At 71.4% G+C, this 24,938-nt stretch carries 18 protein-coding genes and 1 pseudogene; 11 read left to right on the forward strand and 8 right to left on the reverse strand.

The annotated features are described in order from the left end of the window. Positions 1-389 precede the first annotated feature (389 nt). The 5 genes from ACFY3J_RS13905 to sbnA are packed head-to-tail and all read left to right on the forward strand — an operon-like array spanning position 390 to position 9,426. Entirely contained in the window at positions 390-2,918 is a 2,529-nt protein-coding gene (locus tag ACFY3J_RS13905; RefSeq protein WP_384179716.1) for a Pls/PosA family non-ribosomal peptide synthetase, read from the forward strand. Positions 2,919-2,932: 14 nt separating this feature from the next. Then, the gene (locus ACFY3J_RS13910) at positions 2,933-6,202 is read left to right on the forward strand and encodes an amino acid adenylation domain-containing protein (protein ID WP_390840909.1); all 3,270 of its coding nucleotides are present in this window, start codon (positions 2,933-2,935) and stop codon (positions 6,200-6,202) included. Positions 6,203-6,255: 53 nt separating this feature from the next. Beyond that, positions 6,256-7,260 (forward strand): TauD/TfdA family dioxygenase, encoded by a 1,005-nt coding sequence (locus tag ACFY3J_RS13915; protein WP_384179712.1) that lies wholly within the window; start codon positions 6,256-6,258, stop codon positions 7,258-7,260. After that, complete coding sequence (gene sbnB / locus ACFY3J_RS13920; RefSeq protein ID WP_384179710.1) at positions 7,257-8,336, forward strand: 2,3-diaminopropionate biosynthesis protein SbnB; 1,080 nt, start codon at positions 7,257-7,259, stop codon at positions 8,334-8,336. Before ACFY3J_RS13915 ends, sbnB begins: the two co-directional genes overlap by 4 nt. Positions 8,337-8,373: 37 nt before the next feature. Beyond that, positions 8,374-9,426, forward strand: a complete 1,053-nt coding sequence (sbnA, locus tag ACFY3J_RS13925; RefSeq protein ID WP_384179708.1) for a 2,3-diaminopropionate biosynthesis protein SbnA — start codon at positions 8,374-8,376, stop codon at positions 9,424-9,426. Between the two features lie 39 nt (positions 9,427-9,465). Here the strand turns inward: sbnA and ACFY3J_RS13930 are convergent, their stop codons facing one another. The 4 genes from ACFY3J_RS13930 to ACFY3J_RS13945 form a co-directional block, all read right to left on the reverse strand. After that, the gene (locus tag ACFY3J_RS13930) at positions 9,466-11,205 is read right to left on the reverse strand and encodes an MFS transporter (RefSeq protein WP_390840910.1); all 1,740 of its coding nucleotides are present in this window, start codon (positions 11,203-11,205) and stop codon (positions 9,466-9,468) included. Positions 11,206-11,256: 51 nt separating this feature from the next. Continuing rightward, positions 11,257-11,700, reverse strand: coding sequence for a MarR family transcriptional regulator (locus ACFY3J_RS13935; RefSeq protein ID WP_365433694.1), 444 nt, complete (start codon positions 11,698-11,700; stop codon positions 11,257-11,259). Positions 11,701-11,872: 172 nt separating this feature from the next. Beyond that, positions 11,873-14,104: a catalase/peroxidase HPI gene (gene katG / locus ACFY3J_RS13940; protein ID WP_390840911.1), complete on the reverse strand. Its 2,232-nt coding sequence runs from the start codon at positions 14,102-14,104 to the stop codon at positions 11,873-11,875. Between the two features lie 32 nt (positions 14,105-14,136). Next, positions 14,137-14,574: a Fur family transcriptional regulator gene (locus tag ACFY3J_RS13945; protein WP_390840912.1), complete on the reverse strand. Its 438-nt coding sequence runs from the start codon at positions 14,572-14,574 to the stop codon at positions 14,137-14,139. Positions 14,575-15,042: 468 nt separating this feature from the next. Here ACFY3J_RS13945 and ACFY3J_RS13950 point away from each other — a divergent pair, with 468 nt between their 5' ends. After that, entirely contained in the window at positions 15,043-15,843 is an 801-nt protein-coding gene (locus tag ACFY3J_RS13950) for a CAP domain-containing protein (protein WP_384179700.1), read from the forward strand. 888 nt (positions 15,844-16,731) lie between these two features. Then, a complete protein-coding gene (locus ACFY3J_RS13955) occupies positions 16,732-17,232 on the forward strand; it encodes an inorganic diphosphatase (protein WP_390840913.1) in 501 nt (166 codons plus the stop codon). A gap of 355 nt (positions 17,233-17,587) precedes the next feature. Here ACFY3J_RS13955 and ACFY3J_RS13960 read toward each other — a convergent pair whose 3' ends face one another. Then, a complete protein-coding gene (locus ACFY3J_RS13960; RefSeq protein ID WP_384179695.1) occupies positions 17,588-18,883 on the reverse strand; it encodes an MFS transporter in 1,296 nt (431 codons plus the stop codon). A 188-nt stretch (positions 18,884-19,071) separates the two neighbouring features. On the opposite strand from ACFY3J_RS13960, the gene ACFY3J_RS13965 reads away from it, so the two are divergent. Both ACFY3J_RS13965 and ACFY3J_RS13970 read left to right on the forward strand, forming a co-directional pair. Continuing rightward, complete coding sequence (locus tag ACFY3J_RS13965; protein WP_390840914.1) at positions 19,072-19,503, forward strand: LysR family transcriptional regulator; 432 nt, start codon at positions 19,072-19,074, stop codon at positions 19,501-19,503. Next, entirely contained in the window at positions 19,500-19,955 is a 456-nt protein-coding gene (locus tag ACFY3J_RS13970) for a LysR substrate-binding domain-containing protein (RefSeq protein ID WP_390840915.1), read from the forward strand. The genes ACFY3J_RS13965 and ACFY3J_RS13970 overlap by 4 nt, the downstream gene beginning before the upstream one ends. Here the strand turns inward: ACFY3J_RS13970 and ACFY3J_RS13975 are convergent. The 3 genes from ACFY3J_RS13975 to ACFY3J_RS13985 form a co-directional block, all read right to left on the reverse strand. Beyond that, positions 19,927-21,081 carry a PP2C family protein-serine/threonine phosphatase gene (locus ACFY3J_RS13975; protein ID WP_384179691.1) on the reverse strand — a complete coding sequence of 385 codons (1,155 nt, stop codon included), beginning with the start codon at positions 21,079-21,081 and terminating at the stop codon, positions 19,927-19,929. The genes ACFY3J_RS13970 and ACFY3J_RS13975 overlap by 29 nt on opposite strands. Positions 21,082-21,162: 81 nt before the next feature. Next, the gene (fumC, locus tag ACFY3J_RS13980) at positions 21,163-22,656 is read right to left on the reverse strand and encodes a class II fumarate hydratase (RefSeq protein ID WP_384179689.1); all 1,494 of its coding nucleotides are present in this window, start codon (positions 22,654-22,656) and stop codon (positions 21,163-21,165) included. Then, a complete protein-coding gene (locus ACFY3J_RS13985; protein ID WP_384179687.1) occupies positions 22,653-24,326 on the reverse strand; it encodes an NAD-dependent malic enzyme in 1,674 nt (557 codons plus the stop codon). Before ACFY3J_RS13985 ends, fumC begins: the two co-directional genes overlap by 4 nt. A 156-nt stretch (positions 24,327-24,482) precedes the next feature. Between ACFY3J_RS13985 and ACFY3J_RS13990 the strand changes: the two genes are divergently transcribed. Together ACFY3J_RS13990 and ACFY3J_RS13995 are read left to right on the forward strand one after the other, a co-directional pair. Beyond that, the gene (locus tag ACFY3J_RS13990; protein WP_390840930.1) at positions 24,483-24,737 is read left to right on the forward strand and encodes a hypothetical protein; all 255 of its coding nucleotides are present in this window, start codon (positions 24,483-24,485) and stop codon (positions 24,735-24,737) included. After that, a pseudogene (locus tag ACFY3J_RS13995) lies at positions 24,707-24,919 on the forward strand (CGNR zinc finger domain-containing protein); the annotation flags it as partial. The gene ACFY3J_RS13990 and the pseudogene ACFY3J_RS13995, both read left to right, overlap by 31 nt. Positions 24,920-24,938: the final 19 nt, after the last annotated feature.

Genomic DNA, 24,938 nt, shown 5'->3' on the forward strand with positions numbered 1-24,938 from the left:
CCCGCGCACGCCCCGTGGGAGACCGGGAGGGCGCGGGCCCACCGCCACGCGGTGCCGCGCGTCCCCCCGTACCCATGGAGCCGGCATTGCGCCGAACGCGCGTTCCAGGACCAGCCGGCCGCGTCGCCGATACGCCCCCGCGGCGTGCCGGGTTCCTCCGGAGGGTGAACCCCCATACGGGTGAGATTACTCATGCCGTCAGCACGGAGAACCGAAGAATAGAGGCGCGTCGAACACTCCGGTTGCCTCGGCGCGAGTGAATCCGAGTGGCATCCGAGCGACGACCGAACAAGACTGATCAGTGGTTTCGTGATCAGGCGAAAACGCACGGTCCCGGAGACCGGGCACCGTTGGCCGATGGTTTTCGACCTTTCCTTCAGGGAGCTGGCATGGTGGAGAAGTCTGCCGACATCTTGATGCCCGGACCGGACGAACCCGTGATCGCCGGGCAGGCACGCGCCCGCCCGGCGACGGCGGATACCGAGAGGGAGCTCGCCGGAATCCTGGCGGATGTCGTGCACGCCGAACACGTTCCGCCCGAAAGTCATTTCTTCGACGACCTGGGCGCCAACTCCCTGGTCATGGCGCAGTTCTGCGCGCGGGTCCGGAAGAGATCGGATCTGCCGCCGGTGTCCATGAAGGACATCTACCGCAACCCCACGGTCCGCAGCCTGGCGGAAGCCCTAGCGGACCTCGCTCCACCCCCCGTCGACGCACCCGCGCCGACGGCCCCGGCGGCACCCGCGGACGGGACGCCGGCACCGGCCGCGACGGCACCGAGCACGGCTCGCTACGTGCTGTGCGGCACGGCTCAGTTGCTCATTTTCCTCGGATATTCGTTCGTCGCCGGAATGGCCACCGCCCGGGCCTACGAGTGGGTCGGCTCGGCATCGGGCCTCGTCGACATCTATCTCCGGTCCCTGTTGTTCGGGACCGGCGGTTTTCTTCTCCTGTGCGTCTTCCCGATCGCGGCGAAGTGGATTCTCGTCGGCCGCTGGAAGCCGGGCGAGTTCCCCGTGTGGGGTGCGGCCTATCTCCGCTTCTGGATCGTCAAGGTGCTCCTGCACGCGAATCCGATGATCCTCTTCATCGGAAATCCGGTGTACGTGATGTACCTGCGGGCCCTGGGCGCGCGGATCGGCAAGGACGTCACGATCCTCTCCCACTCCGTGCCGGTCTGCACCGACCTGCTCACCATCGGCGCGGGCACGGTGATCCGCAAGGACGCGTTCTTCATGTGCTACCGGGCGCACGCCGGGCGCATCCAGACCGGCAGGATCGACATCGGCCGGGACGCCTTCGTCGGCGAGAAGTCGGTGCTCGACATCGACACCTCGATGGGCGACGGCTCACAGCTCGGCCACGCCTCCGCCCTGTACCGGGGCCAGCACGTACCGGCCGGCGAACGCCGGCACGGCTCCCCGGCACAGCCCACGTCGGTCGACCACATCAGGGTCGAGCCGACCCGGTGCGGCACGCTGCGACGGGCCGTCTTCGGGGTGTCCTCCCTGCTCCAGCTGTTCCTGCTGTACCTGCCGATCGGCATCGGCGGCGTCTACATTCTGTTCGCGGAGGTGCCGGCGCTGCGCGGCCGGCTGGACGCGGGGACGACCCTGTCCACGGTGCCGGAGTTCCTCACCGACACCCTGGTCGTGTCCGCCGTGCTGTTCTTCGGCGGGGTCGTCGTGGGCCTGGCCCTGATGTTCGCGGTGCCCCGGCTGCTGAGCCTGGCCGTCAAGCCCGACCGGGTCTACCCGCTCTACGGCTTCCAGTACGCGATGCACCGGGCGGTGGCCGGCCTGACGAACATCAAGTTCTTCCCCTGGCTCTTCGGCGACAGCTCCTACATCGTCCCCTATCTGCGCCGGCTCGGATACGACCTGTCCCAGGTGGAGCAGACCGGCTCGAACTTCGGCACCGAGGTGCAGCACGAGACGCCGTTCCTGGTGTCCGTCGGCAGAGGGACGATGGTGGCCGACGGACTCTCCGTCATCAACGCCGACTACTCCAGCACCTCCTTCAAGGTGAGCCGGGCGACGATCGGCGCGCACAACTTCCTCGGCAACAACATCGCCTATCCGGCAGGAGCCCGAACGGGTGACAACTGCCTGCTCGCGACGAAGGTGATGGTCCCCCTCGACGGCGAACTGCGCGAAGGGGTCGGGCTGCTCGGCTCACCGAGCTTCGAGATCCCCCGCTCGGTGGAGCGCGACACCCGCTTCGACCACCTCAGGACGGGCGATGCCCTGCGCCGCAACCTCGCCGCCAAGAACCGTTACAACCTCCGCTCCATCGCACTCTTCCTGCTGCTGCGCTGGGGGCTCGCCGCCGTGCTCACGGGAATCGGTCTGGCCTGCGTCGACCTGTACGGCACGCTGGGCCACGTGGTGATCGCCGGCTATCTGGCCCTCACCGTCGCCATCACGGCCGGCTACTTCATCCTGGTGGAGCGGGCCATCGCCGCCTTCCGCCACCTGCGCCCCCGCCTGTGCTCCATCTACGACCCGTACTTCTGGTGGCACGAGCGGCTGTGGAAGGTGCCGGACGAGTGGCTCGAGCTGTTCAACGGGACTCCTTTCAAGAGCCTGGTCTGGCGCCTGATGGGCGTGCGCGTCGGTCGCAGGGTCTTCGACGACGGCTGCTACATCACGGAGCGGACGCTCACCGTCATCGGGGACGACTGCACGCTGAACGTGGGCAGCAAGATCCAGTGCCACTCGCAGGAGGACGGCACCTTCAAGTCGGACCACACCAGGCTCGGCTCCGACTGCACCCTCGGGGTCGGCGCGCACGTGCACTACGGCGTGACGGTGGGCGACGGGGCCGTACTGGCGCCCGATTCCTTCCTCATGAAGGGCGAGGAAGTCCCCGCGAAGGCGGAATGGGGCGGAAACCCCGCCGCGCCGAAGGCGAAGTGAGGAAGGGCCATTCAATGGGAGCGCTCGTGGCAGCGGACAGGGAGTTCTGGAGCGAGGTGCTCACCGCCGGCGGCTTCACCGCCGTTCCGCGGTGGGCACGCGAGCCGGTGGCCGGTGACGCCGAGCACGAGGAGACCGTGCCGGCCGGGACGGCGCGGGCGGTGCGCGCCCTCGCGGCGGAGCTGGGGGTGCCGTCCAGCGCGGTCCTGCTGGCCGCGCACGCCAAGGTGCTGGCCGCGCTGTCCGGCGAGCAGGACGTGGTGACGGGCTGTGTCACGGGCCCCGACGTCGGCCCGCTGCCCTGCCGGCCGGCCGTCGCGCCGGGGTCCTGGCGCCGGCTGGTGCTCGACACCCACCGTGTCGCGGCGGACCTGCTCGCGCACCGGGACTTCCCCGTGGACGAGTTGCGCCGGGAGCTGGGACTCTCGGGACCGTCGTTCGAGGCCGTCTTCGACCCGGCGGACACCGGGGGCGGCGCCCTGCCCGCCGAGGCGGTGCTGCGGATGGCCTTCGGCGAGCGGGACGGGCTGCTGACGGCACGGTTGCGGTACCGCACGGACGCGCTGGACGCCGAGGCCGCGGCCCGGGTCTGCGGCTACCACCTGACCGCGCTGCGCCTGATGACCGCCGACGCGGACGCCGAGCACACCCGGCAGAGCCTGCTGTCGCCCGAGGAGACGCGCTACCAGTTGGAGGGGCTGGCCGGACCCCACCGGGAGCTGCCGTCCGCGCGGGCGCACGAGCTCTTCGAGGAGCGGGTACGGGCCCACCCCGAGGCGGTGGCCGCGGTGCACGGCGAGCGCTCGTGGACGTACGGGGAGCTGAACGCGCGGGCCAACCGGCTGGCCCGCGCGCTGCTGGAGCGCGGTCTGGGCCGGGAGGACGTGGTGGCCGTGGTCACCGAACGCAACCTCGACTGGCTGGCGGCGGTACTGGCGGTGTTCAAGGCCGGCGGTGCCTATCTGCCGATCGAGCCGCACTTCCCGGCCGGGCGCATCGAGGCGACGCTCGCCCGCGCCGGCTGCCGGCTGGTGCTGACCGAGCCGGGCAGCACCGGCACCCTGGACGAGGCGCTGGCCGCGCTGCCGCCGGGGACCGAGAAGCTGCTGATCGAAACGGCGTACGCGGAGGAGCACGCGGACGACGACCTCCGGGTGGAGGTCTCCCCGGGCCAGTTGGCGTACATCTACTTCACCTCCGGCTCCACCGGCGAGCCCAAGGGAGCGATGTGCGAGCACGCCGGCATGCTCAACCACCTGTACGCCAAGATCGACGATCTGGGGATCGGGCCCGGGCGGGTGGTGGCGCAGACGGCTCCGCAGTGCTTCGACATCTCCTTGTGGCAGCTGCTGGCCGCGCTGCTGGTGGGCGGGCGAACCCTGCTGGTCGAGCAGGACGCCGTCGTGGATGTGGAGCGGTTCGTCGACACACTGGTGCGCGGCCGGGTCGCCGTGGCGCAGGTCGTACCCTCCTATCTGGAGGTGGTCGCCTCGTACCTGGAGCGGCACCCCCGCGAACTGCCCGACCTGGCCTGCGTGTCGGTGACCGGCGAGGCGCTGAAGCGGGAACTCGTCCAGCGATGGTTCGCCCTCCAGCCCGGCGTCAAGCTGGTCAACGCCTACGGGCTGACCGAGACCTCGGACGACACCAACCACGAGGTCATGGACGCGGTTCCGGAACGGGTGCTGCTGGGACGCCCGGTCGGCAACGTGCGCGTCTACGTGGTCGACGAGCACCTCTCGCCCGTGCCGCTCGGCGCCCCCGGGCTGATCGCCTTCTCCGGCGTGTGCGTGGGACGCGGATACGTCAACGACCCCGAGCGGACCCGTGAGGCCTACCGCGAGGACCCGTACCGGCCGGGCGAGCGGCTGTATCTTGCGGGCGACTGGGGCCGCTGGCACCCCGGCGGGAAGCTGGAGTTCCTCGGCCGCCGGGACAGCCAGGTCAAGATCCGCGGGTTCCGCATCGAGATCGGGGAGATCGAGAACACCCTGCTGCGCATCCCCGGGGTTCGGGACGGCGCGGTGGTCGTCGCCGAACTCGCGGGCCGCAGCACTCATCTGATCGCCTTCTACAGCGGCCGGCGACTCGAGCCGGAGGAGTTGCGCGACGCGCTCGGTGCCGTGCTCCCCGCGTACATGGTCCCGTCGGCCTTCCACTGGCAGGACGGACTGCCGCTGACCGCCAACGGCAAGATCGACCGCAAGGCGCTGACCTCGCTGGCCGAACGCGGCGCGCAGGCGGCGGAGGAAGCCGGTTCCAGCGAGTCCGACGACGCCCCGCGCACCCCGACCGAGCGGAGGCTGGCGGCCGCCTGGGCGGAACTGCTGAGCCTGCCCGGGCAGACGATCGGCCGGCGGGACCACTTCTTCGACCTCGGCGGGACCTCCCTGTCGGCGGTGAAGCTCACCATCGCCCTGAACCGCGCGGTGTCCCTCAAGGACATCACCCGGCACCCGGTGCTCGCCGACCTCGCGGCGTGCCTCGACGGCACGGCCCGGCAGCGGCCGGAACTGCTCCAGCCGCTGTCGGCGGGCGAGGATTCCTCCGAGTGCGCGCTGGTGTGCTTCCCCCACGCGGGCGGCAACGCGGTCAACTTCCAGCCGCTGGCGAGCGCTCTGGCCGGCAGCGGCGTCGCCGTCCACGCGGTGGACCTGCCCGGCCACGACCTGGCGGCCGGCGAGGAGCCGTTCGCGCCCTTGGAACAGGTGGTGGAGCGGGTCGCCGCCGAGATCGCCGGGCGCGGCCTGAAGCGGGTCATGCTCTGGGGCCACTCCTCCGGCACCGCGCCCGCCCTGCTGACCGCCCGGAAGCTCTCCGCGCTCGGAGTGGAAGTGACACGGGTGTTCCTCGGCGCGCAGTTGCTCGGCACGGCCGCCGAACGAAGCGCCGCCGCCGCCGAGTTGACTGTGCGCGGCGACGCCGACATCGCCGCCCGGCTCGGTGCGCACGGCGGCCACCTGGAGCTCGGCGAGCTGAACGCGGAGCACGCCGAACGCGTCGGGGCCGCCTACCGGCACGACTGCGTGTCGGCGCACCGCTGCTTCGCCGACGCCCTGGACAGCCCGCCGGCGGTGAGACTGGCCGCGCCGGTCACCGTGGTCGTCGCCGCCGACGACCCGAGCACCGCGGGCTTCCGCGACCACTGGCGGGACTGGGAATTCCTGGCCGAACAGGTGGAACTGCGTGAACTCACCGACGGTGGCCATTACTTCCCACGCACCCGCCCGGCCGCGGTGGCGGCGGCCGTACTGGACGCCGCCGAGCTGCTGGCCTCCTCCTGAACACCGCTGAGGCCTGCCCCGGCCTCGTTGGTGACCAACGAAAGGAAACCGAGATGTCGTTCCCGTCCCCGGCTTCGGTACTGGAGGTGGAGCTGCGACCGAGCAGACCGCCCGTCCTTCGTGTCGAGACCTCTGCGGACGCGACCGGATGGGCGGCCGAGCACCGCGACGCACTGCGGGCCCGGGTCGCCGAGCACGGAGCCGTGCTCGTACGCGGCCTGGGACTGCGGGAGCCCGAGCAGATCTCCGCCGTCTTCACGGAACTGGCCGGCCCGCTGATGCCGGAACGGGAGGCCTTCGCCCCCCGCGAGTCCCACGGCCCCGGTCTGTACTCCTCCACCGCCTGGCCCGCCAACCAGCCCATGTGCATGCACCACGAGCTGAGTTACGCGCTGAAGGTGCCCGGACTGATGCTGTTCGCGTGCCCGACCGCGCCCGCCGAGGGCGGGGCGACCGCGGTGGCCGACGCGGAGGCGGTGCTGAACGCGCTGCCCGCGGAGCTGACCGAGCGCTTCGAGCGCGAGGGCTGGCTGCTCACCCGCAGCTACAACGACGAGATCGGGGCGTCCCTGGCGGAGTCGTTCGGCAGCGACGACCGCGAGACCGTCGAGAACTACTGCCGCGCCCACGCCATCGAGTTCGCCTGGCAGCCGGACGGCGGCCTGCGCACCCGGCAGCGGCGCTGCGCCGTGGTCCGGCACCCGGTCACCGGCCGGCGCTGCTGGTTCAACCAGATCGCCTTCCTCAACGAATGGACGCTGGCCCCGGAGGTGCGCGAGTACCTGGTGGACGAGTACGGAGCGGACGGGCTGCCGTTCAACACCCGCTTCGGCGACGGCGCACCGATCGGCGAGGAGGTCGTGCAGCTGCTCAACGAGACCTACGAGGCGCACACCCGACGCGAGCCCTGGCAGTCCGGCGACCTGATGCTGGTCGACAACATCCGCACCGCGCACAGCAGGGAGGCCTTCACCGGTGACCGGCAGGTGCTCGTCGCCATGGCCGAGCCCCAGCGCCTGGCCGAGTACGGCCCGACCCCGAAGGGAAGCCGGCGATGACCCCCGTGACCTCTCCCGCCACCGATCCGACCACCTCCCGGCCCGCCCCGGTGCCGACCTTCGCCGTGATCTCCGGCGCCCAGGTCCGGCAATCGCTCGAAGGGCGCGAGAAGCAGCTCACGGAGCTGGTCGAGGCGACGTACCGGCTGCACGGCTCCGGCAGCACGGTGAACCCGCCGTCGTACTTCCTGCGCTTCTCCGACCGTCCCACGGCGCGGATCATCGCGCTGCCGGCCTCCGTCGGCGGGTCGGCGCGCGTGGACGGACTGAAGTGGATCTCCAGCTTCCCGGCCAACGTCGGCGCCGGCCTGCCCCGGGCCTCGGCGGTCCTGGTCCTCAACGACCACGACACCGGCTACCCGTTCGCCTGTCTGGAAAGCTCCATCATCAGCGCCACCAGGACCGCCGCGTCCGCGGCGCTGGCCGCCGACTGGCTCACCCGCAACCGGCCTCGCCCCACCCGGGTCGGCTTCTTCGGCACCGGCCTGATCGCGCGCTACATCCACACCTTCCTGACCGGCACCGGCTTCAGCTTCGACAGCGTCGGCGTGTACGACCTGTCCGCCGACAGCTCCGCCGGGTTCTGCGGCTACCTGCGCCAGACCGCTGCCGCCGGGCACGCCCCGGAGGTCACCGTCCACGAGAGCGCCGAGGACCTGATCCGCTCCAGCGACCTGGTGGTCTTCGCGACGGTCGCAGGCGAACCGCACGTCACCGACCCGGCCTGGTTCACCCACCATCCGGTCGTCCTGCACGTGTCGCTGCGCGATCTCGCCCCCCAGGTGCTGCTCTCCGCGGCCAACTTCGTCGACGACGTCGAGCACTGCCTGAAGGCCGGCACCTCGCCGCACCTGACCGAACAGCTCACCGGCGGCCGGGACTTCCTGCACGGCACCCTCGACGACGTCATGACCGGGCGGGTGGATCCCCCCACCGACCGGCCGGTGATCTTCTCGCCGTTCGGCCTGGGGGTCCTCGACCTCGCCGTCGGCAAGTACGTCTACGACGAGGTGGCCCGCGCCGGAAACCTGCACGTCATCGACGACTTCTTCCATGAGCTGCACCGGTACGGCTGAACGTTCCTACCCTCGGCCCAGGCATCAGGAGGCCAGCGTGCCCGTCATCTCAGCCCCCCACGCCTTCAACGAAGGCCAACTCTATGTTGATCTCCGGCCGATATTCGGGCGCTCGCTCTACCTGAAGTGCGAGGGCTTCAACTTCGCCGGCTCGATCAAGATGAAGGCCGCGACAGAGATGGTGGAGGCCGCGGAACGGGACGGTCTCCTGACGCCCCGCTCGATCCTCATCGAGTCCTCGTCGGGCAACCTCGGTGTGGCGCTCAGCATGATCGCCGCCAGCAAGGGCTACCGGTTCCTCTGCGTGACGGACTCCCGCTGCAACCTGTCCGCCCGGCTGCTGATGGAGGCGCTGGGCAGCGAGGTGCACGTCATCGCCGATCTGGACGCCAACGGCGGCTTCCTCGGCGCGCGGATCGACTACGTCCGCGCGCTGTGCGCCTCCGACGAGCGGTACGTCTGGCTCAGCCAGTACACCAACCCGAACAACTGGGGGGCCCACTACCGCAGGACCGCGCCGGAGATCGCCCTCCAGTTCCCCCGTCTCGACGTGCTGTTCGTCGGCTCGGGCACCACGGGCACGCTGATGGGCTGTGCCCGCTACTTCCGCGAGTGGCACCGGCCGGTGCGGATCGTCGCGGTGGACACCGTCGGCTCGGTGGCCTTCGGCGGCAAGCCGGGCCGGCGGATGATTCCCGGCCTGGGCATGAGCATGCGCCCGCCGCTGCTCGACGAGTCCTTTGTCGACGAGGTGGTCCAGGTCGAGGAGGCGGACACCATTCGCGCCTGCCATCGGCTGGCCCGGCGCGGCTTCCTGTTCGGCGGGTCCACCGGGACGGTGGTCAGCGGCGCGATGGACTGGCTGTCGCGCAACGACGCCCGTGCCCTGACCGCCGTGGCCATCGCCCCGGACCTCGGGGAGCGCTACCTCGACACGATCTACCAGTCCTCCTGGCTCGAGGACCTGTACGGCGACGCGTTCCTCGGCGACCGGCACGGCCGGCCGGAACCCGACCCCGAGGAGGTCACCGCGGGCTCCCTGGCCGTCGACCCCCGCTCGCGCACGCGGCGCGCGCCCCGCGACCCGTAACGCCCGCCGCGCGGTCCCCGTCCGGGGATCCGACGCCGGTCAGCCCGCCGCGCCCCGGAGCTCCGACAACGTGGCCGCGGTCAGCGGCCGCGGCTCGCTGTCGGGGTCGACCAGGACCACGGTGCAGGTGGCGGCGTGGGTCAGGGCCGCGGTGAAACTGCCGTCGGCGAACTGGGCGAGCGGGCCACGCGGCGAACGGCCCACCGCCACGGCACGCGCGCCCACCTCGGCGGCGTGCCGGGCCAGGGCGCGGCCGGCCGCCGCGTGGTCGCCGACGCTGCCGAGGATCTGGCCCCGCGCGACGACGCCATGGGCGGCGAGCCGGTCGAGGTGGGCGGTGACGGTGGCGCGGGCCTGCGTGAAGTCCTCGGCGTCGGCCGCCTGTTCCTCGACGACGGCGGTCTGCTGGACGTGCACGATCTCCAGGGGGCTGCTGGTGTCCCGGGCGAGCCGTGCCGCGGCGTCGACGATCACGGCGGCCCCTTCGTGGGCGCCGACGGCGACGACCACGGGCGGCGTGCCGGTGGACGCCGCGGTGCCGACGGGCGTGAACGTCGGTGTGACGGGCTCCCCTTCACCGGTGCGCGTCTCGGCCTCCCGCAGCAGCCGGTGGCCGAAGGCCAGCACCGGAATGGCGAGGAGGAAGGTGGCGGCGCCGAGGTAGAACGGGACACTGAGGTCGGTGGCGTCGGCGAGCTTGCCGGCGACGTAGGGTGCCAGGCCGCCGCCGATGAACCGCAGGAAGCCGTACGCGGAGGAGGCGACGGGCCGCTCGACCGGGGAGACGAGCATGACGGCCTGGGTGGTCAGGGTGTTGTTGATGCCGATGAACGCGCCGCTGACGATGACCGCCACGATGACCACGGTGGGGGTGGCGACGCCGGCCGCGATGACGGCCATCACGATGCTCAGGCCGAGCAGGTTGGCGTAGAGCACGGGGGCGGTGCCGTAGCGGGCCTGAAGGCGCGGGGCGAAGAAGACGCTGAAGGCGGCCACGAGCAGGCCCCAGCCGGTGAAGACCAGCCCGAGCTGGTGGGCGCCGAGCTCCATCGGGTACGGCGCGTAGCCGAGCATGGTGAAGAAGCCCCAGTTGTACAGCAGGGCCATGATGCCCATGGTCAGCAGGCCGCGGTGGCGCAGTGCCTTGAGGGGGGCGAGGGGCGAGGTGCGGCGTTCTGGTTTGGGCAGGTTCGGGACGAAGGCCAGGGTGGCTATGAGGGCGATGGCCATGAGGACGGCGACGCCGAAGAAGGGGCCGCGCCAGCTGATGGCGCCCAGTTCGCCGCCGAGCAGCGGGCCCACGGCGATGCCGAGGCCGAGCGCGGTCTCGTAGAGGATGATCGCGCCGCCGAAGCCGCCGCTGGCCGAGGCGACGATGACGGCCAGCGAGGTGGCGATGAACAGGGCGTTGCCCAGCCCCCAGCCGGCGCGGAAGCCGACGATGCCGTTGATGGAGCCCGACGAGCCGGCCAGGGCGGCGAAGACGACGATGACGGCCAGGCCGGTGACGAGGGTGCGCTTGGCTCCGAAGCGGCTGGAGAACCAGCCGACGATCAGCATCGCGACCGCGGTGACGATCAGGTAGCTGCTGAACAGCAGGGAAACCTGGCTGGGCGTGGCGTGCAGGCTCTCGGCCAGGGCGGGCAGGATCGGGTCGACCAGGCCGATGCCCATGAACGAGATGACGCAGGCGAACGCGACGGCCCAGACGGCCTTGGGTTGTTTGAAAGGGCTGGCGGCCTTTCCGTGACCGGCGGCCTTTCCGTGCGGTGCACTCATGTGCGCCTCTCCTGTGAGGTGGGCTGAGGTGAGCGGTGGTGGCGCGGCGGGTCAGGAGCGCGCCTGGCGGTCCTCGATGACGCGGGCCAGGGCCGGCAGCGCGACCCGCACCGCGCGCTGCTCGGCCTCGGGCAGTTCCTCTACGAGCTGCTGAAGGGCCCGGGCGCGTTCGGCGCGGCGCTGCCGGAAGAGTTCGAGACCGGCGTCGGTGGCCTCCACCAGCACGCCTCGGCCGTCGCTGTGGTCGGCGGTGCGCCGTACCAGGCCCGCCCGCTCCAGCCGGGTCACGAGCTGGGTCATGTTGGGCTGGGACACGCTTTCCGCCCGCGCCAGCTCGGTCAGCCGGTAGGGGCCCTCGCGGCCCAGCCGGGACAGTGCCGAGGAGGCGGCCGTGCTCAGCCCGCCGGCCGTGGCGCTGCGGCGTACGTAGCGCACCATCTGCTCGACGGCGATCATCAGGTCCTCGGGCGACGCCTCGGGACCCGCTGGGTCCATAACCCGCTTATGCATAAGCGCATTATGCACTTAGGTGTAGGATGAAACAAGATTCCGGGACGCGGGGAGGCGGAAACACGTCGAGGCCGGCCGGAGCGGGCCGGCCGGCCTCGATGCCATGATCAGCCGAAGTCAGGCGCGATCAGGCGTGTTCGGTTGTGGTGATGCGCGATCAGGCGAGGTCGAACCGGTCGAGGTTCATGACCTTGACCCACGCCGCGACGAAGTCCTGGACGAACTTCTCCTTCGCGTCGTCGCTCGCGTAGACCTCCGCGAGCGCGCGCAGCTCGGAGTTGGATCCGAAGACGAGGTCGGCACGGCTGCCCGTCCACTTGACCTCGCCGGTGGCGGCGTCGCGGCCCTCGAAGGCGGCGGCGTCCTCGGAGGTCGCCTTCCACGTCGTGCCCAGGTCGAGCAGGTTGACGAAGAAGTCGTTGGTCAGCACGCCGGGCGTCGCGGTGAGGACACCGAGCTGCGAGCCCTTGTACGTGGCGCCCAGGGCACGCAGACCACCCACGAGGACCGTCATCTCGGGGGCGCTCAGGGTCAGCAGGTTCGCCCGGTCGAGCAGCAGGTACTCGGCCGGCAGCCGGTTGCCCTTCCCGTAGTGGTTGCGGAAGCCGTCGGCGGTGGGCTCCAGCGCGGCGAAGGACTCCGCGTCGGTCTGCTCCTGCGAGGCGTCCACGCGGCCCGGGGTGAAGGGCACCTCGACGTCGAAGCCCGCCTCCTTGGCGGCCCGCTCGACGGCCGCACCACCGGCGAGCACGATCAGGTCGGCCAGCGAGACCCGCTTGCCGCCGCTCTGGGCGGCGTTGAAGGACTCCTGGACCTGCTCCAGGGTGCGCAGCACCGTCGCCAGCTCGTCGGGGTCGTTGACCTCCCAGCCGCTCTGCGGCTGAAGCCGGATGCGAGCGCCGTTGGCACCGCCGCGCTTGTCGCTGCCGCGGAAGGTGGAGGCCGACGCCCACGCGGTGGACACCAACTGCGACACGGACAGACCCGAGTCGAGGATCCTGGCCTTGAGCTCGGCGGCGTCCCCGGCGTCGATCTGCTCGTACTCCGCCTCGGGCAGCGGGTCCTGCCACAGCAGCGTCTGCGCCGGAACCTCCGGGCCGAGGTAGCGCACGACCGGACCCATGTCGCGGTGGGTCAGCTTGAACCACGCGCGCGCGAAGGCGTCCGCGAACTCCTCCGGGTTCTCCATGAAGCGGCGCGAGATCGGCTCGTAGGCCGGGTCGACGCGCAGCGAGAGGTCCGTCGTCAGCATCGTGGGCGCGTGCCGCCTGGACGGGTCGTGGGCGTCGGGGACGGTGTCCGCGCCCGCGCCGTCCTTCGGCCGCCACTGGTAGGCGCCGGCCGGGCTCTTGAACAGCTCCCACTCATAGCCGAACAGGATCTGGAAGAAGCTGTTGTCCCAGGTGGTGGGCGTGTCCGTCCAGATGCCCTCCAGGCCGCTGGTGATCGCGTCGCCGCCCTTGCCGGTGCCGTAGGTGCTCCGCCAGCCCAGGCCCTGCTCCTCCATCGAGGCGCCCTCGGGGGCGGGGCCGACGTGGTCGGCGGGGCCCGCGCCGTGGGTCTTGCCGAAGGTGTGGCCACCCGCGATCAGGGCGACCGTCTCCTCGTCGTTCATCGCCATCCGGCGGAACGTCTCACGGATGTCGCGTGCCGCGGCGATCGGGTCCGGGTTGCCGTTCGGGCCCTCGGGGTTGACGTAGATCAGGCCCATCTGGACCGCACCGAGCGGGTTCTCCAGCTCGCGGTCGCCGGTGTAGCGCTCGTCGCCGAGCCAGGTGGTCTCGGGACCCCAGTAGACGTCCTCCTCGGGCTCCCACACGTCCTCACGGCCGCCGGCGTACCCGAAGGTCTTGAAGCCCATCGACTCCAGGGCGACGTTGCCGGCGAGGATCATGAGGTCGGCCCACGAGAGGTTTTGGCCGTACTTCTTCTTCACCGGCCACAGCAGGCGGCGGGCCTTGTCCAGGTTCCCGTTGTCCGGCCAGCTGTTGAGCGGCGCGAAGCGCTGCTGGCCGGCGCCGGCGCCGCCCCGGCCGTCGCTGATCCGGTAGGTGCCGGCGCTGTGCCACGCCATCCGGATGATGAACGGGCCGTAGTGGCCGAAGTCGGCGGGCCACCAGTCCTGCGAGGTGGTCAGCACCTCGGCGACGTCCCGTTTGACGGCCGGGAGGTCGAGGCTCTTGAACGCCTCGGCGTAGTCGAAGTCCTCGCCGAAGGGGTTGGCCACCGCGGGGTTCTTGGCAAGGATCTTCAGGTTGAGGCGCTCCGGCCACCACTGGCGGTTTCCACCGCCCTGGGTGGGGTGCGCCGCACGACCGTGCGCGACCGGGCAGCCGCCTGCGCCCTCCGTCTTGGCGTCGGTCACGATTGCATCGGGGTTCTCGGACATGGTCTTCCTTCCGGACTGGGCGGATCGCGAGCTCAGGTACTGCCGGAGGTGGAACAGGCGGGGCACAGGCCCCAGTAGGTGACCTCGGCCTCGTGAATCGAGAAGCCGTGGTTCCCGGACGCTTCCAGACAGGGAGCGCTGCCGACGGCACAGTCGACGTCGGCGACGACACCGCACGAGTGGCACACGACGTGGTGGTGGTTGTCCCCGACGCGCCCCTCGAACCGGGCCGGGCTGCCGGCCGGTTCGATACGGCGCACGAGCCCCGCCGCGGTGAGCGCGCGCAGCGCCTCGTAGACGGCTTGCAGGGAGACGTGACCCACGCGTTCGCGCGCCCCGGAGGCGATCGCCTCGACATCGAGGTGATCACCTGCCCGTACGGTCTCGAGCAGCGCCACCCGCACGGCGGTCACGCGCAGGCCGGCGTCACGAAGCTCCCCGGCTGTGGACTCGCTCCGAGGTCCGGTCATGGGCCGAACCTACGCCGTAAACACGAACGACTCAAGAAAACGAAGGATGAAAGTCCGGCGTGTCGCCGCGCCCCTCGCATCACGCGGGACCCGGCGACGCATCACGTGGAACATGGTCACGAAACCGTGATTCCGTGACATCCATCACACCATTCCCGTAACTAAGCGGGCTGCTTAGTAGATGCCGCTCTGGCGACATATGAGATTTGTCCGTCTTCGCGCAGAGCGCGTCACGGCGGGCCCGGCAGTGTTCCCCTCCCCCGCCCCCCTCGCTCGTCCCGCGCCGCCCGGAGCCTTCTGACGGCGTGCCAGGAATCCGGCGGCCGCGGCAGCCGGGAACAGCACGCCGGTATTCGCTTTCGCAAGGGTCTCGCGAGAGTACGAGGTCAGGTAGTAACAAGGGCCCTTTGCGCCCTTTGCGGAGCCGTCCAGAGAATGACGACCCCCCACCCCGAGCGAGGTCACGCAATGGGCACGCACCGCAAGAAGCAGCACTACCGGCGCATAGTCGTCGCCGCCGTCGCCACGGGCGCCGTCGCCATACCTTCCACCGCACTGGCCTGCAACCAGCCGTCCGCCCCCGGAGAGCGTCCCTCCTCCGGCGCCGGGAACCAGCAGGCCAACCCCGGCTGGAGCCGGCAGGGCAACCCCGGCTGGAGTCGGCACGGCAACCCGGGCTGGAGCCGGCAGGGCAACAACCCCATCTCCCCGGTCAGCCCCGTTTCACCGGAGTCCCCGGCCAAGCCGGCCGCCCCCAGCCAACCGAGCGCACCGGACGCAGGTGCGCCTGCCGAACCGAGTGCGCCGGACACCGCGGCGCCCGCCGAACCGACCGCGCCGGATGCCAGTGCGCCCGCCGAACCGACCGCGTCCAAGGACACCGGCACATCGTCCGAGGCCACGGCTCGCGTCGTGGAACTCGTCAACGCCGAACGGTCCAAGGCCGGTTGCTCGGCCCTGACCGTGAACGACAAGCTGACCAAGGCCGCCCAGGCGCACAGCGAGGACATGGCGGCCCACCGGAACATGTCGCACACCGGGTCCGACGGGTCCAACCCGGGCGACCGCATCACGCGGGCCGGCTACACCTGGCAGACCTACGGCGAGAACGTCGCCTACGGTTACGCCACTCCGGAGCAGGTCATGGCGGGCTGGATGTCCAGTGCCGGCCACAAGGCGAACATCCTCAACTGCTCCTTCAAGGAGATCGGCGTCGGTCTCGCCCAGCCGGGCAACTACTGGACCCAGGAGTTCGGAGCCGCCCGGTGACCTGCGCCGAGACGGCGCAAGCGGCGCTCCCGGCCGCCGCGGCCGGTCGGCGCTAGGCGCTGCTCCTCCGTCCCCTCGGCGGCCACGTCGGTCGGCGCGGTCCGGCACTCACGCCGGACCGCGCCGACCGACGGGTCGAGGGTGGTCCCGTCACCGCCCGCCGTGTGTGCGGGGGGCGGGTCCCGCGGTCACGGTGGCTGGGCACGAACTCCTGCATCTCGGCGGACGCCCCCGCAGGAGTTGTTGCCGATCATGCCGCCCGGCGCGCAGTGGGTGTGCGTCGACGATTTGGGACCGAACTGGAGGCGGTGACCGGCCAGTTGCCGGTCGAGTTCGTCCAGGACGATCCCCGGCCCAAGACCGGCACGGGGTATGCCGCCCCCGACCGCCCGCAGCGGCCTTCCGCGCGCCACGGGGACCCGTGCGATTCGCAACCACGGGTGGCGGGAACCCGGACCGGCATGATCGGGAGCATTGTGCGCGGCGGCGCGGCCGGTGCCGCCGGAACGACCGTGCTGAACGCCGTGACCTACGCCGACAAGACGTGGCGGGGAAGGCCGGCCGGCGAGGCCCCCGCCCAGGCGGTGGACGAGATCGCGCGGGACCTGGGCCATCCGGTCCCCGGAACGGGAGGCAGCCGGGACAACCGGCCCTCCGGCCTCGGTGCGCTGTCCGGCATCGCCGTGGGCTGCGGACGGGAGCAGCCGTCGCCCTGGCCCGCAGTACGGGCGTCCGGATGCCCCGGTGGCTGGGAGGGGCGGTCACCGGCGCCCTGGCCATGGCCGCCGCGACCTGCCCACGGCCCGGTCCGCCCATGCCCGCCCGGCACGTACGGCTGCACGCGTTGGTGCCGCACGGCGGGACGGCTTCCGTCACCAGGAGGACACCATGGAGTTCGACGTGATCGTGGAGATCCCCCAGGGGTCCCGGAACAAGTACGAGATGGACCACGAACTGCACCGCATCCGGCTGGACCGGCTGCTGTTCACCTCCACCCAGTATCCGGCGGACTACGGCTACATCGACGGCACGCTGGGCCGCGACGGCGACCCGCTGGACGCGCTGGTGCTGACCGGCGAGCCGACGTTCCCCGGCTGCACCATCGAGTGCCGGGCGGTGGGCATGTTCGCCATGAAGGACGAACGCGGCCCCGACGAGAAGATCCTCTGCGTCCCCGCGCACGATCCGCGGTACGCGGACGTGCAGGACATCGACGACATCCCCCTCTTCGACCGGCTGGAGATCACCCACTTCTTCGAGGTGTACAAGGACCTGGAACCCGGCAAGTCCGTCGAGGGCTCGCACTGGGAGGGCCGCGAGCAGGCCTACGCGGAGATCGAAGCCTCCCGCACCCGGGCCACCGGCGAGCAGGCGCCCGTCCACGGCTGAGGAACGTTCCGGGACCGTTCCCGAAGGATCCGAGGGGAAAAGTCCACCGGAGGGGACACCGGCCCGGACCCGGGTCCCGTCGCCCGCGGAGTGGGTGACGGCGGGGGTGGGGCGGGCGCACCACCCCAGCCTGCCGGTGCCGCACTTCAACGTCGTAGGTGGGGCCGATGATGTGGACCACGAGCCGGCCCGGGTTGACCTGACGGTTCGTCACATAGCTTGCTCTATCCGTTGCTTGGGCGTCGCTCAGGCGTCGTCTGGCGCCAGGACGATGTCGAAGCGCACCCTCGACCAGGCGCCCTCGATCCGGCGGCCGTCCGGGGTGGCGGTGCCCGGGGGCGCTGTCCGGCAGGGTTCATCGCCCGTGCCGTGGAGCGGGCTCGCCGGCCGCGGTGGGGCCCTGGCGGCGACCGCGTACGGCGACGGCGACGAGCAGTGCGAGGACGACGGCGGTGAACCACGACGTCGCGTCGGACAGGCTCATGGTGCGACTGGCCGCTCCGAGGCCGACGGGAAGCAGTGCCAGACCGAGGTAGGAGGCGAGGAACAGCCCGGCGAGGGCTTCGCCGCGCCGGGCCGGCGCCGCCATGCCGGCCACCTGCCCGACGGCGGACTTGAACAGCACGCCCGCGCCGGCCCCGGCGATGATCCCGGCGAGCAGGAACACGGGCAGGCTGGCGAGGTGGATGCCCACCATGAGGACGGCCATGCCCACGGCCTGGGCGAGCAGCCCGATGTCCCAGCGCGCCCGGGCGCCGAACCGTCCGGTGCCCGTCTGGGCCGCAGCCGCGGCTGCGAACACCGCGGACACGACCAGTCCGGCGAGCGCCCGGGACGGGTGGTGCAGGGTCCCGCCGACGAATCCGGGGACCACGGAGGTGAAGAGGCCGAACACGGCCATGGAGGTGAACCCGGCCGCCGCGGCGGCGAGGAATCCGGGGTCGCCGAGGGCGATCCCGGCTCGCTGCGGACGGTAGGCCGGCCTGACCGCGGGCTTGTCGACGGTCTCGGGCATCAGCGCGATGGCGGCCGCACCGGTCAGCAGCAGCACGACGAAGACCGCGTACGGCAGCCGGAGCGGCGCGCCCAGGTACTGGGCGAGCGCTCCGGCGACGATGGGCCCGAGGCCGAGTCCGCCGATGTTGGCCGCGGTCGACACGATCTCGAACCGCCGTGCCGAGGCGCCGGGCCGGTGGGCGCTGTGCAGTTCCTGAAGATAGGCGGTGGCGGTCGCCGTCAGCATGCCGACGCCGAGACCGGTGACCAGCCGGGCGACGACCAGTACCGGCAGGGCCGGCGCGGACAGGAACAGGGCGGCGGCGAGAAGTTCCAGTCCCAGGGCCGACGTCATGACCTTCTTGCGGCCCAGCCAGTCCGAGACGTGCCCGGCGAGCAGCAGGCTGATCAGCACTCCGACCGCGTATACGGCGAACACGACCGTGACCGTGAACGTGGAGAACCCGTCATGGGCCTCGTACAGGGGATACAGCGGTGTGGGAACGGTGGAGAACGCCATCGCGATCACGAACACCGCGGCGACCGTCCAGAACCCCGCGCCGTACCGGAACACGGTGTCCGGACGCTCGGGCGCTCGGGTCTTCGGGGCGGACGCGCGGTCCGTACGCGGACCCGTGGCCGACGTCGGCGGCATGAGAGCACTCCCGTCCTCGACTGTCTCGACGCTTGGTTCCGGCGGCTGCGGAACGGCCTCGGTCGTTCGATCGCCTCGTTCACCGCCTGCTGGTGCCAACGAGCCGGCGGGTCCGTTTTTTCCCGTTGCGTGAAGATAATCCAAGATGATGGTTATCTGTGCGGGAGATGGGCCAGGGAAGGCCGGCCATGGATCTTCGGGAGATGAAGGTCGTCGTCGCGGTCGCCGAAGAAGGCGGGTTCAGCGCCGCGGCCCGGCGGCTGCACGTCGCGCAGTCAGCGGTCTCCAGCGCGGTCCGCGCCCTGGAGCGCGAACTGGGCGCGGCGCTGTTCCAGCGCACCACCCACCGGGTGTCGCTGACCCCCGCGGGGCGCGCCTTCCTGCCGGCGGCGCGCGCCGCCCTGCGTGCTGCCGAGGAGGCCAGGGCCGCCGTCGATCTCGCTCAGGGCGAGTTGCACGGGGAGATCACGATCGGTGTGATGCAAGGGCTGCACGGCGGCCTCGCGGCGGCGCTGGCGGACTTCCACCGGGAGCATCCGGGCGTGGTGGTGCGGCTGCGCCAGGCCCGGCCGCGGACATCCCGCAGGCACTGCGCGACGGTGCCGTCGACCTGGCCGTGACCGCTCTGGACACCCCGGTGCCGCGTGGTCTTTCGACCCGGCTGCTGTCACGGGAGGAGATGGTCCTGGTGACCACGCCGACGCCGGACGGTCTGCCGTCCGAGGGTCCGGTGACCCTGGCCGAGGCCGCCGGGCTGCCGCTGGTGGACTTCTCTCCGGGCTGGGCGGTGCGGCACGAGGTCGACAGGGCCTTCCGGGCGGCGTCCCTGGAACGCGCCGTCACGTTCGAGGTGAACGACCTGCTCGCGGCGGCCGATCTCGTCCGGCACGGCCTCGGCGTGTGCATCATGCCCCCGTCGCTCGCGGCCCGGTTCCCGGAACTCCCGGTCCGCCCCTTCGCCGCGCACGCGCCGGCCTGGACCGTCGGAGTCGTCCATCCGCGCGGCGACCTGTCTCCCGCGGTCACCGCGTTCCTGCGCCACGTCAGACAGCTTCGTGCACCCGATGACTGAGGTGGAGGCCGGTGTGCGGCACCGGCGCGCGCCGGATGGCGAGGATGGCGGCGTCGTCGCCGAGAGCCCCGTCGGTGTGGGCGAGAAGATCCTGTTCCACGCGCTGCACCAGTGTCCTGGGTCCGCACTTGGTCCACTGCTCGACCCGCTCCCGCAACGGGTAGAAGACCCGGCCACGGTCCCGGGCCTCCACGACGCCGTCGGTGTAGAGGAGCAGGGTGTCACCGGGGTGGAACGAGAAGGCATGCGTGTCGTAGGCGTCCGGCCGGAGTCCCGACATGCCCAGCGGAGGCGCCGGGCGGGGACTCGTCACGGAGATGACGTGACCGTGCCTGATCAGGAAAGGCGGCGGGTGCCCGCAGTGAACCACCCGGGCCACCGGGCTGTGCTCCGGGATCTCCAGCAGCAGCGCCGTGATGAAGTGCTCCTGGGCCTCCCCGTCCGCTTCCGGGAATTCGGTGAGGTAGCGGCAGACGCTGCGGTCCAGGGCCTCCGCGAGGGCGGGCAGCGTGGCGTGGTGGTGCGCGGCCTCCCGGAACGAGCCGAGCAGCGTGGCCGCCTCCCCGATCGCGGCCAGCCCCTTTCCCCGCACATCGCCGACGATCACCCGGGTACGGTCCCCGGTGCGCGTCACCGCGTACAGGTCGCCGCCGATGCACGCCTCCTTCTCGGCCGCCAGGTACGAGGAGGCGATGTGCAGGTCGCCGAGGTGGTCGGGCAGCGGGCGCAGCAGGGCTCTCTGGGCGGCCTCGGACACGGACCGCACCTGGGCCAGCTCCGCGTTGCGCCGGTCCCGGAAGAAGCACACGACCATGCAGAAGACCGAGAGGATCGCGAGCGCGACGAGCTGCGAGATGTGGTTGGTGGTGCCCACTCCGCCTTGGACCGCCGCGATGATCACCTCTGCTCCCACCGCCAGCGCCCCGATCAGTCCGGTCAGCAGGTAACCGCCGAACGAGGTGGTGATGGCGGGGGCCACGACGAGCAGCGGGCCGAGGTGGACGGATTCCGGCGAGCGGATGTCCCCCAGGGTGATCGCGACGATCAGCACCAGTGGAATCGCCACCAGCGCGTGGCGCGACCGCCACGGCTGCCGCGTCCGGTCGAGGCGCTGCCGTATGTGCATGGTTCCAATGTGCCCCAGCCACGCGAAACCTGGCCCGGCGATCTCCCGTTCGGCGGGCAGGCCCGAAACGTGACGGCGTGTTCACCCGTGACGCCCGGCCGCGCCGACCATGGCGGCCGGGTCGACGACGCGGTCGAATTCCTCGGCGGTGACGTAGCCGGAGGCCAGTGCGGCCTCGCGCAGGGTGGTGCCCTCGTCGTCGGCTCTGTGGGCGATGGCCGAGGCCTTGTCGTAGCCGATGACCGGTGAGAGCGCGGTGACGAGCATCAGTGACCGGTCGACGTACCTGTCGATCTGGTCGCGGTTGAGCCGCGTGCCCTCGACGCAGTACTGGCGCAGCTTGGTGCAGGCGTCGGCGAGGATGGTGGCCGCGTGCAGGAAGTTGTTGATGATGACCGGGCGCATGGCGTTGAGCTCGAAGTTGCCCTGCGAGCCGGCGAAGGCGACGGCGGTGTCCTCGGCCAGCACCTGGATGCAGACCATGACCATCGCCTCGCACTGGGTCGGATTGACCTTGCCCGGCATGATCGAGGAGCCCGGCTCGTTCGCCGGGAGGCTCAGTTCGGCCAGTCCGCAGCGGGGTCCGGAGGCCAGCCAGCGGATATCGTTGGCGATCTTCATCAGCGGCACGGCCAGCGCCCTCAGCCCGGCGGAGGCGCCGACCATGGCGTCCAGACCGCCCTGGGCAGCGAACTTGTTCTCGGCGGTGGTGAACGGGAGGCCGGTCGCGGAGGCGATCTCGGCGGCGACCCGCTCGCCGAATCCGGGCGGGGCGTTGAGCCCGGTCCCGACCGCGGTGCCGCCCATGGCCAGCTCGTACAGTCCCTCAGCGGATCCGGTGACCCGGCCGGCCGCCTGCTCGAGCTGGTGGGCGTAGCCGGACCACTCCTGTCCGGCGGTGAGCGGCACGGCGTCCTCCAGATGGGTGCGGCCGGTCTTGACCACGTCGTGCCACTGCTCCGCCTTGGCCTCGATCGCCCGCTGGAGTTCCCGCACGCTGGGCAGCAGGCGCTCGCGGACGGCCTTGACCGCGGCGATGTGCATGGCGGTGGGGAAGGTGTCGTTGGAGGACTGCCCCATGTTGACGTGGTCGTTGGGGTGGACGGGTGTCTTGCTGCCCAGTTCGCCGCCGACGAGCTGGATGGCGCGGTTGCTGATCACCTCGTTGGTGTTCATGTTGGACTGCGTCCCGGACCCGGTCTGCCACACGTACAGCGGGAAGTGGTCGTCGAGTTCGCCGGCGATGACCTCGTCCGCCACCTTCTCGATCAGGCCCGCCTTCCAGGCCGGCAGCCGTCCGGCCCGCCCGTTGACGATCGCGGCGGCCTTCTTGACGTAGCCGTAGGCGTGGTAGACGGCCTTGGGCATCCGGTCGTCCCCGATGGAGAAGTGGATCAGCGAGCGCTGGGTCTGCGCGCCCCAGTACCGGTCGGCCGGGACGTCGACGGCGCCCATCGAGTCGGTCTCCCTCCGAGTGCCGGTCGCGTGCAGTCCGACGGGTAGATCGCGGATCTTCGGGGCGCGCTCGTCCCGGGCGCCGCCGTCCGGGGTCGCGCCGGGGCCGGGCGGCGTCATGAATCCGCTCCGCCCGCGTAGACGGGCTGCCACATGGCCTGGCGGACCGCCCGGTCGGGATCGGCGGGTTCGTGGGCGGCGACGCCCTCGCCGACGGCCGCGCGGACCACGGCCGCCGCGGTGAGCGCCGACGACTCGCGCAGGTTCTCCACCGGCGGGAGCAGCGAGGCTCCGGGCGCGGAGACGTCGACCTGGTCGGCCACCGCCTGCGCGGCCGCGAGCAGCATGCCGGCGGTCACGTGCGACGCGCGGGAGACGATCGTGCCCAGACCCAGGCCGGGATACAGCAGCGCGTTGTTGGCCTGGGCGATCCGGTAGGTCACTCCGCCGTAGTCCACGGGCGCGGCGGGGATGCCGACGGCGACCAGGGCCTTGCCCCTGGACCAGGCGATGACGTCGGCGGGCATGGCCTCGATGCGCGACGTGGGGTTGGAGATCGGGAAGATGATCGGCCGCTCGGTGCCGGCGGCCATGGCCTCGACGACTTCGCGGGTGAACGCCCCGTGCACGGTGGAGGTGCCCAGCAGGATGGTCGGTTCGACCCGCCGCACGGTCTCCAGCAGGGAGATGGCGCCGCCGTCACCCGCCCAGCCGGCGACCTCCGCCGGATCGCGCGCGTACGGCTGCTGGTAGTCGCGCAGATCGGCCATGTCACGGGTGAGCAGGCCCTGTTTGTCGATCAGCCACACCTGTGCGGTGGCCCGCTCGCGGCTCGCGCCGTCACGGATCATGGCGTCGCGCAACTGGTCGGCGATACCGACACCGGCGGTGCCGGCGCCGAAGACCACGAGCCTCTGCTCACGCATCGGCACACCGCTGACCTTGACGGCCGACAGCGCCGCGGCCAAGGTGATCGCCCCGGTGCCCTGCATGTCGTCGTTGAAGATCCGGTAGGTGCCGCCGTAGGCCTCCAGGATCCGCCGGGCGTTGCTGGGGCCGAAGTCCTCGAAGTGCAGCAGCGCGCCGGGGAACATCGACGACGCGGTCCGCAGGTACCTCTCGATGAACGCGTCGTAGTCGGCGCCGCGCACCCTGTGGTGCCTGTTGCCCAGGTACAGCGGGTCGTCCAGCAGGGACGCGCGGTCCGTGCCCACGTCCAGCGACACGGGGATGACGCGGCGCGGGTCGATGCCGGCGGCCGCCGTGTACACGGCCAGCTTGCCGACCGAGATCTGGATGCCGCCCACCCCCCAGTCGCCGATGCCCAGGATCTCCTCCGCGTCCGTGCACACGATCAGGTCCACGTCCTCGGGCCCGAGCCGAAGCGTGGCGAAGGCCTTCTCGATGTCCTCCGGGCGGTCGACGGACAGGAAGACACCCCGGGGGCGGCGGTACTCGTGGGAGTACTTCTCGATCGCCTCGCCGACCGTGGGGTCGTACACGATGGGCAACAGATCCACCAGGTGATCGGTGAGCACCCGGTAGTACAGGGTCTCGTTGCGGTCGTGGAGCTGCTCCAGGAACACGTTCTTGGCCAAGTCGCCGCCCTGGGCCTGCAACTGGTCGTAGGCGCGCCGCGCCTGCTGCTCGAGTGTCAGCACCCCCGACGGCAGTCGCCCGGTCAGGCCCAGCTCGTCCCGCTCCGCCTGGGTGAACGCCACCCCGTGGTTCAGCAGCGGATCCGCCAGGGCGCTCGGAGGGGCGGAAGTCCGCACGGTGCTCTTGGTCATGATGCTTTCCCCATGTGCGTAACGTTGCGCGCGGGGCGACCCCGCACCAGGACAGTCACCCGCCGGTACCTCCACCGTGCGCACACAGCTCCCACCGGCGCTCGTCGATCTTGAGCGGGTCTCCCCTGCGGAGGCCCGTTGAGCACGCCAAGTCCGGTGAAAAGCGAACGAGTTCACGCGCCGGCCGGGGTCGGGGTCCGCTCGCTCTCCCGTTCCTCGGCGGCGGGGCTCCTCGTCGCCGTCACCGTCCGGGGAACGGCCGGGGCGCACAGTGCGCCGACGAGCACCACGACGACGCCGATCCAGATCGCCGGTCGCGTGCCGTGGCCGAAGTCCGGGGCGCTGCGGGGGCTGCCGCAGTGGACGAAGACGCTGCTCAGCGGCTCCTCGCCTCGTCCTGCATGGCCCTGACCGTCCTGCTCCGGGACCTTCAGCGCACGCCCGGCAGGATCTGCGCCTCCCCCAGCTGCCGGAACGTCTTCGTCACCCAGGGCAGCGGCCCCGAACGCCGTTACTGCTCCCGGCGGTGCGCGATCCGCGAACGGGTCGCGGCCCACCGACGCTCCCGCTCCGTCGAGCGGCAGGGCGACTGAGCGGGGACCACCGTGGCGC

It is taken from the genome of Streptomyces sp. NPDC001231 (assembly GCF_042896885.1).
In the GTDB taxonomy this organism is placed as follows: Bacteria; Actinomycetota; Actinomycetes; order Streptomycetales; family Streptomycetaceae; genus Streptomyces.